Source organism: Streptomyces sp. NPDC047880 (genome assembly GCF_040706515.1).
GTDB lineage: Bacteria > Actinomycetota > Actinomycetes > Streptomycetales > Streptomycetaceae > Streptomyces.
In genome coordinates this window covers 143,728-158,482 of sequence record NZ_JBEZOK010000005.1, presented here as the reverse complement: position 1 = coordinate 158,482, position 14,755 = coordinate 143,728, and the positions used below count along the sequence as shown (strand labels likewise).

The following is a 14,755-nucleotide window of genomic DNA, read 5'->3' as shown; positions in this document are numbered from 1 at the left end:
ACCATCGAGATCGGACAACACGATCCCATGGCTGACGCCAACTTTAGTGCCGCCATCCCGCACGCGCACCCCATGGCCAACCCGGGCTACGGCAAACGCACCACCCCCGGCCAACTCCCCGGCACGAACCACGACTTCGCCCACCTCCCACCCCGCGAAGCCGCCATCGCCGCCTACCTCGACCGGCTCCCCGACGGCGCGGACATCTCCGTAAAGACGCTGGCCAAGCAGCTCCCCTACGGACAGTGCGCCCTCGGCACGGCCCTCAACCGCATCCAGAAGGCAGGGCACCTGCGCCGAGGCCGGGAGTGCATCACAGCCGACGACGGCAGCTACCGATGGATCACCCGTTCGTGGTGGTCCCGCACCGCCCGGGATGACGACTGGTGGGCCGCCTTCAGTCGCGGCGACATACCGCGGCAGGCAGCCCGCCCCACTCGCTCCCGCGCCCACATCCTCTTGGCCGCCCTCGGCCGCTCGGCCCCCGCCCTGTCCCTCTCCCAGACCGACTGCGCGACGCTCGCTCCCCTGGTGACGGTCTGGTTCGAGCGCGGCGCCACGGAGGACGACGTACTACGGGCGCTCACCGCCGGCCTGCCGACGCCCGTCCACCACCCCGCCGCCCTGGTCCGCACCCGCCTGACCAGCAAACTCCCGCCCCCACCCACCCCAAGACCACCCCTACGAGTCCTGGAGTGCGCGAACTGCGGCGCCCCGGGCCGCCCGGAAACCCTGCCAGGAGGCCGCTGCAGTGCCTGCCGGGGCCAACGCGCTCCCGCGCAACCCCCTGCACCCCTCTCCGCCCTCACAGTCCACGACCACGCGGCCCAGATCCGCGCCGCCATGTCCCAACGACGACAAGAGAGGGCACACACATGACGGCCCCTACGGTGCGACGTCACTCCCTGAGGGCACGATGGAAGGGAGGAGGCACCACCATGACCCCTGGTATCGCTGACCGCCCGCTGATGCCCATCGAGGACTTCGAGGAGCTGGCCGACGTGGCCCCGAACCACGTACGGCTCGAATACGTCGATGGACGGGTCCGCACGAAGGACCCCCTCAGCGTCGAGGACTTCGAAGAGCTGGAGCGCCGCGCGCCGGAGACCGTGCGGCTTGAGTACATCAACGGAAAACTAGAGGTCAAGGCCATGCCGGACGGCAACCACCGTTCCGTCTTCATGTGGCTGTTGCGCCAGTGCATGCAGCACCGTCCCGATCTGGATCTGGTTCCCGAGTCAGGCGTCAAGGCAGAGGCCTACCGCAAGGGTCGCGCTCGCTCGGACGGAACGCTCGTGCCGGTGGATCATTTTCGGGGCGACGGCGAGTGGTCCGACCCCGACGGTTCCCTCATGGCGGTGGAGATCACGTCCCGCGACCGCGACACCAACCAGCGCGACCGCATCGACAAGCCCGTCGGCTATGCCGAAGCCGGGATCCCCGTCTACCTCCTCATCGACCGCGACAACCACACCGTCACTGTCTTCAGCGAGCCGAAAGAAGGCCGCTACCAGCAGATCTCCCCGCATCCCTGGGGCACCACCGTCCGGCTCCCCGCCCCCGTGAACATCACCTTGGACACCGAGAAGCTCAAGGACTACGCCGACTGACGACAATGGACTCATGAACCACGCCCAGCTGACCGCCCTAGGCCGCGCCCTCCGTCTGCTCGGGGAGCACGGGGAGGCCCTCTCCGCCGACACCCCCGACGCCAAGCTGCACGAGGTCAAGGCCGATCTGAAGCGCGCCCTGGACCTGCTGGACGAGAGTGTCACGGGCGCCGCGCCCACCACCCGCTGCCCCGAGCACCCGAACGGGCCGGTCGACGAGGCCGCCCCCGATCTGTGCCTGCTGTGCGAGACGCGGCGCAGGGCGGCCCGCCGGGCGGAGTTCAACGGGCCCGCCCCCCAGCACCGGCCCGCCGAGCCCGCGCCGTCCCGCTACGGCGTGCGCGGCGACCGTCCCCAGCCCCAGCAGCGCTGGCTGGCGGAGCTGTGGAATGGTCAGACCTGGCAGCTGTGCGGCACCCCGCGCCGGGACCGACGCGAGGCCGAGCTCTTCATCAACGCCCAGCGCAAGGCTCCCCGGGCCGCCATGGCGTACCGGCTGGTCCACGAGTTCACCGACTACGAGGTGCTGCGGGTGTGGGGGACGCCCGTGCGGGTCGACATCGAGCCCATGGGCAACCTCTAGCGGCCCGCACTCACAGCAGCGGCAGGGGCAGAAACTCGTGCCCCTCCCACAGCCGCCGCGACCGCTCCTCCGGGTACGCCGTGACCTCCGGCTCCGCGTCCAGCACCTGCACCAGCCGCTGCTCGGTGTCGTACGCCGGCCAGCCCGGGTCGCCCGACCGCGCGAAGGACGTCCAGGACGCGCGGAAACCGGACGACAGTGAGAGCGCCTCGGCGGACGGCTCCGTGCCCGCGAACAGCAGCAGCCCCAGGTCCGCCCCGTACGTGCCGAACAGCAGCGGGATGTCCAGGGCGTGGCAGGCGCCGAGCGCGCCGCCGTTGCCCGGGGCCGGCCAGGTCAGTTCGTAGAGGTGCGCGCGTCCGCCGCCCGCGCGCTGCGCCTCGGCCAGGTGCAGCGAAGGCATGCTGAACAGCCAGTCCGTCTGGACTCGCTCGTACAGCTCCGACGGGGAGGCGTCGGGGAAGGCCGCGCGGTAGGCCTGTTCGCCGTCGGGACCGGGGGCGAACAGGCGCAGGGCCGAGGCCGCCCGCTCGTCCGGGACATGGCCGAGCTGGCCCGCCATGGCGAGGAACAGGCGGTATTCGTCGCGGTTGTGGCCGACGAGCAGGTCGACGTCCCTGGCCGAACCGGCCGCCAGCGCCTGCCACGGCGTGGTCGGCAGCACCTCGCCGTCGACGACCGGCGAGAACGGTGTGACCGTCGGTGCCGCCTGGCCCCAGCGGTCGATGTTCTGGGGCATCTTCGGGCCGAGCGTCTCGCCCGCCGAGGTCAGCTCACGCGGGGCGATCGCCGACAGGTCGGCGACCGTGGGGCGCAGGCCCAGCTCCGCGGCGAGGGCCGTGCCGATGTCACGGGCCAGGGCGTCGGAGAAGAACGTCCCCGGCACGCTCTGCGCGATCGCCCGGCGGAACAGCCCGGCCGCGCGCGGCATGGCGAGCAGCGAGGCGACCGAACCGGCGCCGGCCGATTCGCCGAAGACCGTGACCTGGCCGGGATCGCCGCCGAAGGACTCGATGTTGTCCCGCACCCACTCCAGCGCGGCCACCTGGTCGAGCAGTCCGCGGTTGGCGGGGGCTCCCTCGATGTGGGCGAAGCCCTCCATGCCGACGCGGTAGTTGAGGGACACGACGACGAGGTCACCGTCGGCCGCGATGCGGCGGGCGTCATAGCCGGGGCTGCCGGCGTGGCCGAGCTTGTAGGCACCGCCGTAGATCCAGACCATCACCGGGCGGCGTGCGTCCGGGCCGGGCTCGGGGGTCCAGACGTTGACCGTGAGCCAGTCGTCGCCCTGCGGTACGTCGATCAGGCCCGGGCCGCCCATCAGGCCGAGGTCCTGCGGTGGCGGCGGACCGAAGGCGTACGCGTCGCGTATGCCGTCCCAGGCGGGGGCGGGCCGCGGGGCCTGGAAGCGGGCCTCGCCCACCGGGGGTGCGGCGAAGGGGATGCCGCGGAAGACGGCGAGCCCCTCCTCCCTCCGTCCGCGTACCGCTCCGGCGGTGGTGCGCACCACCGGGCCGGGCTGTTCGGAGGGGCCGCCCGCCGAGGGGCGGGAGTCGGTCGTCGTCACTGGGTCTCCTCACGGGGTACCTGCGAACAAGCGTCCGTTCAGTTTCCTTGACTGACGCGAGCGGATCCAGGCACCCCGTGCGGAGGCGGGTCAGCTGAGGGTCTTCAGCGCCGCCGGGCTGTACGGGGCCAGCTCTCCGAAGCGGCCGTCGAGCACCTTGCGGGCCCACTCGGGGTCCTGGAGCAGGGCGCGGCCGACGGCGACCATGTCGAACTCGTCGCGCTCGAAGCGGTCCAGGAGGTTGTCGAGGTCGCCGACCTCGGCGCCGTGGCCCTGGAAGGACTTGAGGAAGTCGCCTCCGTCGAGGCCGACGGAGCCGACGGTGATGGTGGGCTTGCCGGTGAGCTTCTTGGTCCAGCCGGCCAGGTTGAGGTCGGAGTCGTCGAACTCGGGGACCCAGTAGCGGCGGGTGGAGGCGTGGAAGGCGTCGACGCCGGCGGCGGCCAGCGGCGCGAGGATGGACTCCAGCTCCTCCGGGGTCTCCGCGAGGCGGGCGCGGTAGGCCTCCTGCTTCCACTGGGAGAAGCGGAAGATGACGGGGAAGTCGGCGGAGACGGTCTCGCGGACGGCCGCGACGATCTCCTCGGAGAGCTTGGCGCGGGCGACGCGGTCGCCGCCGTAGGCGTCGGTGCGGCGGTTGGTGCCCTCCCAGAGGAACTGGTCGAGCAGGTAGCCGTGGGCGCCGTGCAGTTCGACACCGTCGAAGCCGATGCTCTCGGCGGCGGCCGCGGCCTCGGCGAACGCGCCGATGACGGCGTCGATGTCGGCCTGCGTCATGACCTTGCCGGTGGGCTCCGTCGCGCCGATGCGCAGGCCGGAGGGGCCGACGGCCGGGGCGTCGGCGACCGGGGGCTCACCCTGGTTGCGGACCATGCCGATGTGCCACAGCTGCGGCACGATCGTGCCGCCCGCGGCGTGCACCGCCTCGGCGACCTTCGCCCAGCCCGCGAGCTGCTCGTCGCCGTGGAAGCGCGGCACGCTGTCGCTCTGCCCGGCCGACTCGTGGCCGACGTAGGTGCCCTCGGTGACGATCAGGCCGACTCCGGCGGCGGCGCGGCGCGCGTAGTACGACACGACGTCCTCGCCGGGCACACCGCCGGGGGAGAACATGCGGGTCATCGGCGCCATCACGATCCGGTTCGGAACGGTCAGGCCGCCCAGCGATACGGGCCGGGACAGGATTTCGGCGGCGCGGGAGGCGGAGGCGGCGACAGTCACGTGGGGGCTCACTTTCGGATACCGGGGGGTATGTGCATACGCATGGGACCGACCTAACCCTCAACCATCCGGTCCCGCCCCGCCATCCCGCACCCGCTGTGATCCCGGACACGCCGCGGCTCCCGCCCGGCACCCGCACGGGGCGCCCCCCGGGCACGCCGAAGGGCGGCACCTCCTGCCGGAACAGGAAGTGCCGCCCTCGGTAAGGACGTCGATCAACCCTCAGGTCGATCAGAAGTCCATGTCACCGCCCGGCATGCCACCGCCGGCGGGCGCGGCGGCCTTCTCCGGCTTGTCGGCGATGACGGCCTCGGTGGTGAGGAACAGCGCGGCGATGGAGGCGGCGTTCTGCAGAGCGGAACGGGTCACCTTCGCCGGGTCGATGATGCCCTCGGCGATCATGTCGACGTACTCACCGGTCGCGGCGTTCAGGCCGTGGCCGACGGTGAGGTTGCGGACCTTCTCCACGACGACGCCGCCCTCGAGACCACCGTTGACGGCGATCTGCTTCAGCGGGGCCTCCAGCGCGAGCTTCACGGCGTTGGCGCCGGTCGCCTCGTCACCCTCGAGCTCCAGCTTCTCGAAGACCTGGGAGGCCTGCAGCAGGGCCACGCCACCACCGGCGACGATGCCCTCCTCGACGGCCGCCTTGGCGTTGCGCACGGCGTCCTCGATGCGGTGCTTGCGCTCCTTGAGCTCCACCTCGGTGGCGGCACCGGCCTTGATGACCGCGACACCGCCGGCGAGCTTCGCCAGGCGCTCCTGCAGCTTCTCGCGGTCGTAGTCCGAGTCGCTGTTCTCGATCTCGGCGCGGATCTGGTTGACGCGGCCCTGGACCTGGTCGGCCGAGCCGGCACCGTCGACGATGGTGGTCTCGTCCTTGGTGATGACGACCTTGCGGGCCTTGCCCAGCAGGTCGAGCGTGGCGTTCTCCAGCTTGAGGCCGACCTCCTCGGAGATCACCTCGCCGCCGGTGAGGATGCCGATGTCCTGCAGCATCGCCTTGCGGCGGTCGCCGAAGCCCGGGGCCTTGACGGCAACGGACTTGAAGGTGCCGCGGATCTTGTTGACGACCAGGGTCGACAGGGCCTCGCCCTCGACGTCCTCGGCGATGATCAGCAGCGGCTTGCCGGACTGCATGACCTTCTCGAGGAGCGGCAGCAGGTCCTTGACGTTGCTGATCTTCGAGTTGGCGATCAGGATGTACGGGTCGTCGAGGACGGCCTCCATACGCTCCATGTCGGTGGCGAAGTACGCCGAGATGTAGCCCTTGTCGAAGCGCATACCCTCGGTGAGCTCCAGCTCCAGACCGAAGGTCTGGGACTCCTCGACGGTGATGACGCCTTCCTTGCCGACCTTGTCCATGGCCTCGGCGATGAGCTCGCCGATCTGGGTGTCGGCGGCGGAGATGGAGGCCGTGGAGGCGATCTGCTCCTTGGTCTCGACGTCCTTCGCCTGCTCCAGCAGGGCGGCGGAGACGGCCTCGACGGCGCGCTCGATGCCGCGCTTCAGGGCCATCGGGTTGGCGCCGGCGGCGACGTTGCGCAGGCCTTCCTTGACCAGGGCCTGGGCGAGAACGGTCGCGGTGGTCGTACCGTCACCGGCGACGTCGTCCGTCTTCTTGGCGACTTCCTTGACCAGCTCGGCGCCGATCTTCTCGTACGGGTCCTCGAGCTCGATCTCCTTGGCGATGGAGACACCATCGTTGGTGATCGTGGGCGCGCCCCACTTCTTCTCGAGGACGACGTTGCGGCCCTTGGGGCCGAGCGTCACCTTGACGGCGTCCGCGAGCTGGTTCATGCCGCGCTCGAGGCCGCGCCGCGCCTCCTCGTCGAACGCGATGATCTTGGCCATGTGAAGTGGTCCCTCCAGGACTGGGGGTGATTACTTCGGACCGCGCCCGCGCCCGCGACGGACGGCTCGCTTGCCTCGTGGGTTCCTTCCCCCACCCGGCCTGCGGGCCTCACCGACCCGGTCCTTACGTTGTCACTCTCACCTTCAGAGTGCTAACGCAATGATTAGCACTCGACCCCTGCGAGTGCAAGCGCCTCCCGGGTACCGGGCCGGGGCGTCAGCCACCCGCGAACACCGCCCCGCGCCCCCTTCGAACAGACCGAAGGGCCCGCACCCCGGGGGGTACGGGCCCTTCTGAGAAGACCGGTCGCTTGAGCGTTGGTCGTGGTGCGCGTTCAGGCAGAGACGCGAACCATGTCGGCCTGCGGTCCCTTCTGACCCTGCGAGATCTCGAACTCGACCCGCTGGCCCTCTTCAAGGGTGCGGTAGCCGTCCATCTGGATCGCGCTGTAGTGGACGAAAACATCCGCACCACCGTCGACCGCGATGAAGCCGTACCCCTTCTCCGCGTTGAACCACTTGACGGTGCCCTGAGCCATGCCTAACTCCCCTATTACTGGCCCTTGCACAGATCCACACTTCGCGGACCCGGGTCAGACCTCACCCCCCACGGTTGGGGGCGTGCGCCGGAACGCGTCGACCGCGGCTGAATGTATCTGTCCAACTGCCCTCTGCAACAGGTCAATCGGACGAGAATTCTGGACGCACAGGGTCCGGAATGTGGGGAGAATTCACCCGAATTCAGGGCAAGTCGGGCGACGCAAAGGGAACAAAAGCCTCAAAAGGCATGCACACTTTGGCTACATCTTGTCGGGCTCGAAGCGGGAATTCAGGGTTCCGATCAGCGGATCGGGACCGCGTTCCCCAACTGTACCCCGCTCAACCACACAGAATTGCCCCCTCCGCTTCTCTCACGGAGGGGGCAATTCGATAAACTCTCAGTGACTGTCGTTACCGAAGGTAACAATCGAGTCGGCCGACCGGATCAGCCACCCGCGACGGCGGGAATGATCGACACACCGGCACCGTCCGGCGTCGCCGTCTCCAGACCCTGCTCGAAGCGCACGTCGTCGTCGTTGACGTACACGTTGACGAACCGGCGCAGCTTGCCCTGGTCGTCGAGCACCCGGGCGGCGATCCCGGTGTGGTTCTTCTCCAGATCGGCGATGACCTCGCCGAGGTTCGCCCCCTCGGCGGCGACCTCGGCCTGCCCGCCGGTGTAGGTACGCAGGATGGTGGGGATCCGAACGGTGACGCTCATCGGAATATGACCTCCGGTTTCGATTGAGCTACGGCTGGGGCGCGTCCCTGGGGGCGCGGGGAACTGCGCGACCAGCCCCCACCGGCCCGCAGCGATCGACGATCAGACGAGCCCGGCCTCGCGGAACGAGTCCAAGTTGGGCCGGATGGTCGCGGTCAGCCCGGTGCCGGCCACCGCGTCCAGCGTCTTGAGGCCGTCTCCGGTGTTGAGCACGACGGTGGTCTTGGTGGGGTCGAGCGCCCCGCTCTCGACCAACTTCTTGGTCACCCCCACCGTCACCCCACCGGCGGTCTCCGCGAAGATCCCCTCGGTCCGCGCAAGGATCTTGATCGCGTCGACGACCTGCTCGTCGTTCACGTCCTCCACCGCACCACCGGTCCGCCGCGCGATGTCCAGCACGTACGGCCCGTCCGCCGGGTTGCCGATGGCGAGGGACTTGGCGATGGTGTCCGGCTTCTGCGGGCGCACCACGTCGTGCCCGGCCTTGAACGCCGTGGACACCGGGGAGCAGCCGAGCGCCTGCGCGCCGAAGATCTTGTACGGCTTGTCCTCGACCAGACCGAGCTTGATCAGCTCCTGCAGACCCTTGTCGATCTTCGTGAGCTGCGAACCGGAGGCGATCGGCACCACGATCTGGTCCGGCAGCCGCCAGCCGAGCTGCTCGCAGATCTCGTACGCGAGGGTCTTCGACCCCTCCGCGTAGTACGGCCGCAGGTTGACGTTGACGAAGCCCCAGCCCTCACCGGCCGGGTCGCCGATCAGCTCGGAGCAGAAGCGGTTCACGTCGTCGTAGTTGCCCTCGATGCCGACGAGCTCACCGCCGTAGACCGCGGCCATGACGACCTTGCCCTGCTCCAGGTCGTGCGGGATGAACACGCAGGAGCGGAAGCCGGCGCGGGCCGCCGCGGCACCCACCGCACCGGCGAGGTTGCCGGTGGACGAGCAGGAGAGCGTGGTGAAGCCGAAGGCGCGGGCGGCCTCCAGGGCCTGGGCGACGACCCGGTCCTTGAAGGAGTGCGTCGGGTTGCCGGAGTCGTCCTTGACGAACAGCTTGCCGGCGTCGACGCCCAGCTCACGCGCGAGGTTGTCGGCCTTGACGAGCTTGGTCCAGCCCGGGTTGATGTTCGGCTTGTCCGCCACGTCGGCCGGGACCGGCAGCAGCGGGGCGTAGCGCCAGATGTTCGCGGGCCCCGCTTCGATGCGCTTGCGGAGCTCCTCGGTGTCGTAGCCCGAGAAGTCGTAGGCGATCTCCAGCGGGCCGAAACACTCCTCGCACGCGAAGACCGGGCCGAGGGGTACGCGGTGACCGCACTCACGGCAGCTGAGGGCAGCCGCGGGACCGAGGTCTACGGTGGAGTCAGTGGTGCTTGCAACAGTCTGCACAGCCATGTGAGGCGAGGCCCTTTCTCCTCATCTTCCTCACGACGCATCTCGCCGTGAGACGGATTTGGCACCTTCCCTAGCCGGGAGCCTCGCGCAGTGGTCGCCAATGACCTACGAGTACCGACTGGAGGGTTGCCGGGGCTTCATCGGGCCGTTTCCCTCTGCCCCTCTGGATGAGCTGTATGCGGTTGTAAAGGCGGGTGACCCCGGACATGCGATGGTCATCCGCGTTGTTCAAGACTGTAACCGACGACCAGGACAATTGAGATAGTCGTCCGAACCGCGAGATGGATCACTCCGTCCCGCCCGGAGCACGCAGAGGAGCCGCCACGGTGCTGGAAGAAGTCGAGCGCTGGCTGAGCACCCGTTCCTGGTCCGCGAACGATCGCCCGCTCCACCAGATCCTCGCAGCGAAGCAGCGCACCGGCCAGACGGTCAGTGTGGTGCTGCCCGCGCTGAACGAGGAGGCGACGGTCGGTGACATCGCCTCCGTCATCCGCCACGACCTGATGCGCCAGGTCCCGCTCGTCGACGAGCTGGTCGTCGTCGACTCGGGGTCGACCGACCGCACGTCGGAGGTCGCCGCCGCCGCGGGCGCGCGGGTGGTGCACCGGGACGCGATACTCCCGCGCCTGCCCGCCGTGCCCGGCAAGGGCGAGGTGCTGTGGCGATCGCTGCTCGTCACCCGCGGGGACATCGTCTGCTTCGTCGACGCGGACCTCAGGGACTTCTCGTCCGACTTCGTCTCGGGAATCGTGGGCCCGCTGCTCACGGACCCGGACGTGGACCTGGTGAAGGCCATGTACGACCGCCCGCTGGCCACGGAATCCGATTCGCTCGCCCCCGGCAAGACCTCCGGGCAGGGCGGCCGGGTCACCGAGCTGATGGCCCGCCCGCTGCTCAACATGCACTGGCCGCGGCTGGCCGGCTTCGTGCAGCCGCTCGGCGGCGAGTACGCGGCCCGCCGGTCCCTGCTGGAGCAGCTGCCGTTCCCGGTCGGGTACGGCGTCGAGCTGGGCATGCTGGTCGACGCGCTGCACCTGGCGGGTCTGGACGCCCTCGCCCAGGTGGACGTGGGCGTGCGCAAGCACCGGCACCAGGACGGGCAGGCGCTGGGCCGGATGGCCGCCGCGATCTACCGCACGGCCCAGCTGCGGCTGGCCCGCGGTCACCTGATCCGGCCGTCCCTGACCCAGTTCGAGCGGGGCGAGGACGGCTTCGAACCGCGGACGTACTCCGTGGACACCGAAGAGCGTCCGCCCATGGTGGAGATCGCCGAGTACCAGGCGCGGAAGGCTGCCTGACCGGGCGGTTTTCGGCCGGGCGCGGCAGATCCGCACGTTTGAGCGTTCGGGGGGCGGGCTAGGTTGAGGCTTATGGCTTCGACGAACGGTACTGCGCAGGTGCTGGTGGCCTCCAACCGGGGTCCCGTCTCGTACACGGTGGGCGAGGACGGTTCGCTGGACGCCAAACGGGGCGGCGGCGGGCTGGTCTCCGGGCTCTCCGCGATCGGCTCGGACGCGGACGCGCTGTGGGTGTGCTCGGCGCTCTCCGACGGCGACCGGGAGGCGGTGCGGCGCGGCGTCGGCGAGGACGGCGTGCGGATGCTGGACATCCCGGCCGACGTGCACGCCGACGCGTACAACGGCATCGCCAACTCGGTCCTGTGGTTCGTGCACCACATGCTCTACCAGACGCCTCTGGAGCCCGTCTTCGACGCGGAGTTCCGGCGGCAGTGGGCGTCCTACGAGGCGTACAACCGGGCGTTCGCCGAGGCGCTGGCCGAGGAGGCCGCCCGGGGCGCGGCGGTGGTGGTGCAGGACTACCACCTGACGCTGGTGCCGGGCATGCTCCGCGAGCTGCGGCCCGACCTGCGCATCGGGCACTTCTCGCACACGCCGTGGGCGCCGCCCGAGTACTTCCGGATGCTGCCGGACGACGTGGCCGGGCAGGTGCTGCGCGGCATGCTGGGCGCGGACCGTCTGGGCTTCCTCACCGAGCGCTGGGCGGAGGCGTTCACCGAGTGCGCCGAGCGGTTCGCGGGCGGGCTCGGCGGCACCCGGGTCGGGGTGCACGGCCTCGGCGCCGACGCCGACTTCCTGCGCAAGCGGGCCCACGAGCCGGACGTCGAGGAGCGGATCACCGCGCTGCGGCAGGAGATCGGCGAAGGCCGCCGCACCATCGTCCGGGTGGACCGCACCGAGCTGTCCAAGAACATCGTGCGCGGCCTGCTGGCCTACCGCCGCCTCCTGGAGGCCCACGCCGAGTGGCGCGAGCGGGTGGTGCACGTCGCCTTCGCCTACCCCTCCCGGCAGGACCTCGCGGTGTACCGGGACTACACGGCCGAGGTGCAGCGGCTCGCGGACGAGATCAACGCCGAGTACGGCACGCCCGGGTGGACCCCGGTCCTCCTCAACCTCAAGGACGACTTCGCCCGCTCGCTGGCCGCCTACCGGCTGGCCGACGTGGCCCTCGTCAACCCCATCCGCGACGGCATGAACCTCGTCGCCAAGGAGGTCCCGGTGGTCTCCGACGCGGGCTGCGCGCTGGTGCTGTCCCGGGAGGCCGGGGCGCACGAGGAGCTGGGCGAGGACGCGATCACCGTGAACCCCTACGACGTGACGGGCACGGCGGCCGCCCTGCACGAGGCGCTGTCGATGCGCCCGGAGGAACGCGCCGAACGCAGCAAGCGCCTGGCCGCCGCGGCTACGGCCCTGCCACCGGCGCAGTGGTTCCTGGACCAGCTCGACGCGTTGAGGGGCTGAGCGGCGATGAGCGCCAACGCGTTGCCCACACCCGTCACGACGGCCGGGCAGGACGGTCTCGCCGCCCTGCTCGCCGACCCCGGCAAGGCGCTGATCGCCCTGGACTTCGACGGGACGCTCGCGCCGATCGTGGCCGACCCCGAGCTGGCCCGGGCCCATCCGGAGGCGCTGGGCGCGCTGGTGGCGCTCGCCCCGAAGGTCGCCGCCATCGCGGTGATCACCGGCCGGCCCGCCGAGGTCGCCGTGCGCAACGGCGGCTTCGCGAACGTGCCGGGCCTCGAGCACCTCGTCGTCCTCGGGCACTACGGCGCCGAGCGGTGGGACGCCCGCAGCGGCCGGGTCACCGCGCCCGAGCCGCACCCCGGCGTCGACGCCGTCCGCGCCGAACTGCCCGGGCTGCTCGAAGGGAGCGGGACCTGGGTCGAGGACAAGGGCCGGGCGGTGGCCGTGCACACCCGCCGGGCCGCCGACCCGCAGGCCGCCTTCGAGGCCTTGCGCGAGCCGCTCACCGCCCTGGCGACCCGGCACGGCCTGATCGTCGAGCCCGGCCGCATGGTCCTCGAACTGCGTCCGCCCGGCATGGACAAGGGCGTCGCCCTGAGCGACTACGCCCGGGAGATCGGCGCCGCGTCGGTCCTCTACGGCGGCGACGACCTGGGCGACCTGCCCGCCTACTCCGCCGTCGACACCCTCCGCACCACCGGCACCCCGGGCCTGCTGGTGTGCAGCGGCAGCGACGAGGTGACCGAGCTCAGCGAGCGGGCGGACCTGGTGGTGGACGGCCCGGAGGGCGTCGTGGAGCTGCTGGCCGCATTGGCGAATCGGATCGGCTGAGGGTTGCGCCGCGCCCCATAGGGGCGCGGGGAACTGCGCGAACAACCACGACGCACCCGCACCCGCACGACAGCCGGACGCCCCACGGCCCTCACCGCTCGGACCGACGCCGCTCCCGAACACGCCGCAGCCGATTCACCGTCACCGGATCATGCGCCAACGCCCGAGCGTCATCCAGCAGGGCGTTGAGCAGCTGGTAGTAGCGAACAGGGGCGAGGTCCAGCTCCTCACGTATGGCCCGCTCCTTCGCACCCGGCCCGGAGAAGCCCCGGCGTTCGAGCGCGAGGATGTCCCGCTCCCTGCGCCCGAGCCCCTGCTCACCCGTGTCCTCGTCCATGCCCGGCACGGTAACGCCCGCCACCGACAGCGCCTACTCCGCGCTCTCCGCCCGGGTCGCCTCGGCCTGGAGGTGACCCAGGACGCCCGACGGGCTGCCACCGGGCGCGACGGCCTTGCCGATCTGCTGCTTGACCTGGGCACTGACATCGGCCCAGGAGGTCTTGCCCACCGGGTAGAGCTCGGACGCCAGCAATTCCTCCAGGAACGGCTTGAGGTGCCGGTCCTCCTCGGAGGCGGCCATCGTGCCGGACGCGGACGTGGTGACCGGCAGCAGGTCGTACTCGCGCGAGAAGGCGAGCACGTTCTTCTCGCTGTAGACGAAGTCGAGGAAGTCCCCCACCTGGTCGCGGTGGCCGTTCTTGCGGAACGCGGTCATCCAGTCGGAGACACCGAGCGTGGACCGGCTCGGGCCCTCGTGACCCGGCGTGGGCACCATCCCGTACTTGACGCCGTTCTTGGCGGCGATCTTCATCAGTGAGGGGTGGCCGTTGAGCATGCCGACCTCGCCCTTGGCGAAGGCCGCGAACGCCGCGGCCCGGTTGAGCCGGCCCGGCGCGACCGGCCCGGTCAGGTCCTTGCCGACCAAGTCGTTCTTCAGCCAGGAGAAGGTGTCGATGTTCTCCGGGGAGTCGATGCCGTAGCTGTCGACGCCGTCGGTGTAGCCGCCCCCGCCGCTGAGCATCCACTGCATGGTCTCGGCCTGCGCCTCCTCCGGGCCGAGGGGCAGCGCGTACGGGTACTTCGCACCCTTCGCCTTGAGCGCCTCGGCGTCCTGGGCCAGGTCGTCCCAGGACTCGGGCGGGGTGATGCCGGCCTTGGCGAAGAGGGTCTTGTTGTAGAAGAGCACGCGGGTGGAGGCGGCGAACGGCATGCCGTACTGCACGCCCTTCACCTGGCCCGCCGAGGCCAGCTGACTCACGAAGTCGGCCTGCACGGGTATGGAGAGCAGGTCGTCGGCCTTGTAGAGCTCGTTCTTGGCCGCGTAGTCGGCGTAGGCGCCGATCTGCGCCATGTCCGGCGGGTCACCGGCGGCGACCATCTCACGGACCTTGCGGTCGACGTCGTTCCAGGAGTAGACGCTGACGTCGATCTCGACGTCGGGGTGGTCGGCCTCGTACTCCTCGGCGAGCTCGTCCCAGTACTTCTTGGAGCTGTTGGCCGCGCTGTCGCCGTAGTCGGCGGCCACCAGTTTCAGGGTCACGTCCGCCGAGCCACCCGTGAGTCCGCAGCCGCCGAGGACCGCCGTCATGCCGAGTGCGGACACCACCGCGATCGTTCCTGCCATCCGCCGCCGCTGCACCGCTGTTCTTCCCCAACCCCGGCGTCACCGCCGCCGAAACA

General features: G+C 70.5%; 14 protein-coding genes and 1 riboswitch. Of the genes, 6 read left to right on the top strand and 8 right to left on the bottom strand.

What is annotated here, in order from left to right; translation table 11 throughout:
• Positions 1 to 72 precede the first annotated feature (72 nt).
• Genes AB0937_RS10485 through AB0937_RS10475 form a run of 3 tightly spaced genes read left to right on the top strand, consistent with a single transcriptional unit; the run spans position 73 to position 2,193 of the window.
• Positions 73 to 879 (top strand): hypothetical protein, encoded by an 807-nt coding sequence (locus AB0937_RS10485; protein WP_366710849.1) that lies wholly within the window; start codon positions 73 to 75, stop codon positions 877 to 879.
• Positions 880 to 938: 59 nt separating this feature from the next.
• Complete coding sequence (locus tag AB0937_RS10480) at positions 939 to 1,610, top strand: Uma2 family endonuclease (protein ID WP_366710848.1); 672 nt, start codon at positions 939 to 941, stop codon at positions 1,608 to 1,610.
• 13 nt (positions 1,611 to 1,623) lie between these two features.
• Entirely contained in the window at positions 1,624 to 2,193 is a 570-nt protein-coding gene (locus tag AB0937_RS10475) for a hypothetical protein (protein ID WP_366710847.1), read from the top strand.
• Between the two features lie 10 nt (positions 2,194 to 2,203).
• Here AB0937_RS10475 and AB0937_RS10470 read toward each other — a convergent pair whose 3' ends face one another.
• From AB0937_RS10470 to thrC, 6 genes are all read right to left on the bottom strand, one after another.
• Positions 2,204 to 3,760 carry a carboxylesterase family protein gene (locus AB0937_RS10470; protein WP_366710846.1) on the bottom strand — a complete coding sequence of 519 codons (1,557 nt, stop codon included), beginning with the start codon at positions 3,758 to 3,760 and terminating at the stop codon, positions 2,204 to 2,206.
• A gap of 90 nt (positions 3,761 to 3,850) precedes the next feature.
• The gene (locus AB0937_RS10465) at positions 3,851 to 4,978 is read right to left on the bottom strand and encodes an NADH:flavin oxidoreductase (RefSeq protein WP_366710844.1); all 1,128 of its coding nucleotides are present in this window, start codon (positions 4,976 to 4,978) and stop codon (positions 3,851 to 3,853) included.
• 231 nt (positions 4,979 to 5,209) lie between these two features.
• Positions 5,210 to 6,832, bottom strand: coding sequence for a chaperonin GroEL (gene groL / locus AB0937_RS10460; RefSeq protein WP_344466291.1), 1,623 nt, complete (start codon positions 6,830 to 6,832; stop codon positions 5,210 to 5,212).
• A 335-nt stretch (positions 6,833 to 7,167) separates the two neighbouring features.
• Positions 7,168 to 7,371: a cold-shock protein gene (locus AB0937_RS10455; protein ID WP_010035953.1), complete on the bottom strand. Its 204-nt coding sequence runs from the start codon at positions 7,369 to 7,371 to the stop codon at positions 7,168 to 7,170.
• A 446-nt stretch (positions 7,372 to 7,817) separates the two neighbouring features.
• On the bottom strand, positions 7,818 to 8,093 hold the full coding sequence (locus AB0937_RS10450) for a MoaD/ThiS family protein (RefSeq protein WP_003991133.1): 276 nt from the start codon (positions 8,091 to 8,093) through the stop codon (positions 7,818 to 7,820).
• 102 nt (positions 8,094 to 8,195) lie between these two features.
• Complete coding sequence (gene thrC / locus AB0937_RS10445) at positions 8,196 to 9,482, bottom strand: threonine synthase (RefSeq protein ID WP_366710842.1); 1,287 nt, start codon at positions 9,480 to 9,482, stop codon at positions 8,196 to 8,198.
• An 18-nt stretch (positions 9,483 to 9,500) separates the two neighbouring features.
• A riboswitch (SAM riboswitch) is annotated at positions 9,501 to 9,656 on the bottom strand.
• Positions 9,657 to 9,808: 152 nt separating this feature from the next.
• Between thrC and AB0937_RS10440 the strand changes: the two genes are divergently transcribed.
• The 3 genes from AB0937_RS10440 to otsB all read left to right on the top strand — a co-directional run bounded on the left by AB0937_RS10440 (position 9,809) and on the right by otsB (position 13,075).
• Entirely contained in the window at positions 9,809 to 10,780 is a 972-nt protein-coding gene (locus AB0937_RS10440) for a glucosyl-3-phosphoglycerate synthase (RefSeq protein ID WP_366710841.1), read from the top strand.
• A gap of 72 nt (positions 10,781 to 10,852) precedes the next feature.
• Positions 10,853 to 12,241, top strand: coding sequence for a trehalose-6-phosphate synthase (locus AB0937_RS10435; RefSeq protein WP_366710840.1), 1,389 nt, complete (start codon positions 10,853 to 10,855; stop codon positions 12,239 to 12,241).
• A 6-nt stretch (positions 12,242 to 12,247) separates the two neighbouring features.
• Positions 12,248 to 13,075, top strand: a complete 828-nt coding sequence (gene otsB, locus AB0937_RS10430; RefSeq protein ID WP_366710839.1) for a trehalose-phosphatase — start codon at positions 12,248 to 12,250, stop codon at positions 13,073 to 13,075.
• 91 nt (positions 13,076 to 13,166) lie between these two features.
• On the opposite strand, the gene AB0937_RS10425 is transcribed toward otsB, so the two are convergent.
• Positions 13,167 to 13,412 carry a DUF3263 domain-containing protein gene (locus AB0937_RS10425; protein WP_097217367.1) on the bottom strand — a complete coding sequence of 82 codons (246 nt, stop codon included), beginning with the start codon at positions 13,410 to 13,412 and terminating at the stop codon, positions 13,167 to 13,169.
• 33 nt (positions 13,413 to 13,445) lie between these two features.
• Positions 13,446 to 14,699, bottom strand: a complete 1,254-nt coding sequence (locus AB0937_RS10420) for an extracellular solute-binding protein (RefSeq protein WP_366710837.1) — start codon at positions 14,697 to 14,699, stop codon at positions 13,446 to 13,448.
• Positions 14,700 to 14,755: the final 56 nt, after the last annotated feature.

Bases quoted from the DNA above. Each gene is read 5' to 3' on its own strand.
- AB0937_RS10485 (WP_366710849.1), top strand. From the start codon at position 73: ATGGCCAACCCGGGCTACGGCAAACGCACCACCCCCGGCCAACTCCCC.
- AB0937_RS10480 (WP_366710848.1), top strand. From the start codon at position 939: ATGACCCCTGGTATCGCTGACCGCCCGCTGATGCCCATCGAGGACTTC.
- AB0937_RS10475 (WP_366710847.1), top strand. From the start codon at position 1,624: ATGAACCACGCCCAGCTGACCGCCCTAGGCCGCGCCCTCCGTCTGCTC.
- groL (WP_344466291.1), bottom strand. From the start codon at position 6,832: ATGGCCAAGATCATCGCGTTCGACGAGGAGGCGCGGCGCGGCCTCGAG.
- AB0937_RS10455 (WP_010035953.1), bottom strand. From the start codon at position 7,371: ATGGCTCAGGGCACCGTCAAGTGGTTCAACGCGGAGAAGGGGTACGGC.
- AB0937_RS10450 (WP_003991133.1), bottom strand. From the start codon at position 8,093: ATGAGCGTCACCGTTCGGATCCCCACCATCCTGCGTACCTACACCGGC.
- thrC (WP_366710842.1), bottom strand. From the start codon at position 9,482: ATGGCTGTGCAGACTGTTGCAAGCACCACTGACTCCACCGTAGACCTC.
- AB0937_RS10435 (WP_366710840.1), top strand. From the start codon at position 10,853: ATGGCTTCGACGAACGGTACTGCGCAGGTGCTGGTGGCCTCCAACCGG.
- otsB (WP_366710839.1), top strand. From the start codon at position 12,248: ATGAGCGCCAACGCGTTGCCCACACCCGTCACGACGGCCGGGCAGGAC.
- AB0937_RS10425 (WP_097217367.1), bottom strand. From the start codon at position 13,412: ATGGACGAGGACACGGGTGAGCAGGGGCTCGGGCGCAGGGAGCGGGAC.
- AB0937_RS10420 (WP_366710837.1), bottom strand. From the start codon at position 14,699: ATGGCAGGAACGATCGCGGTGGTGTCCGCACTCGGCATGACGGCGGTC.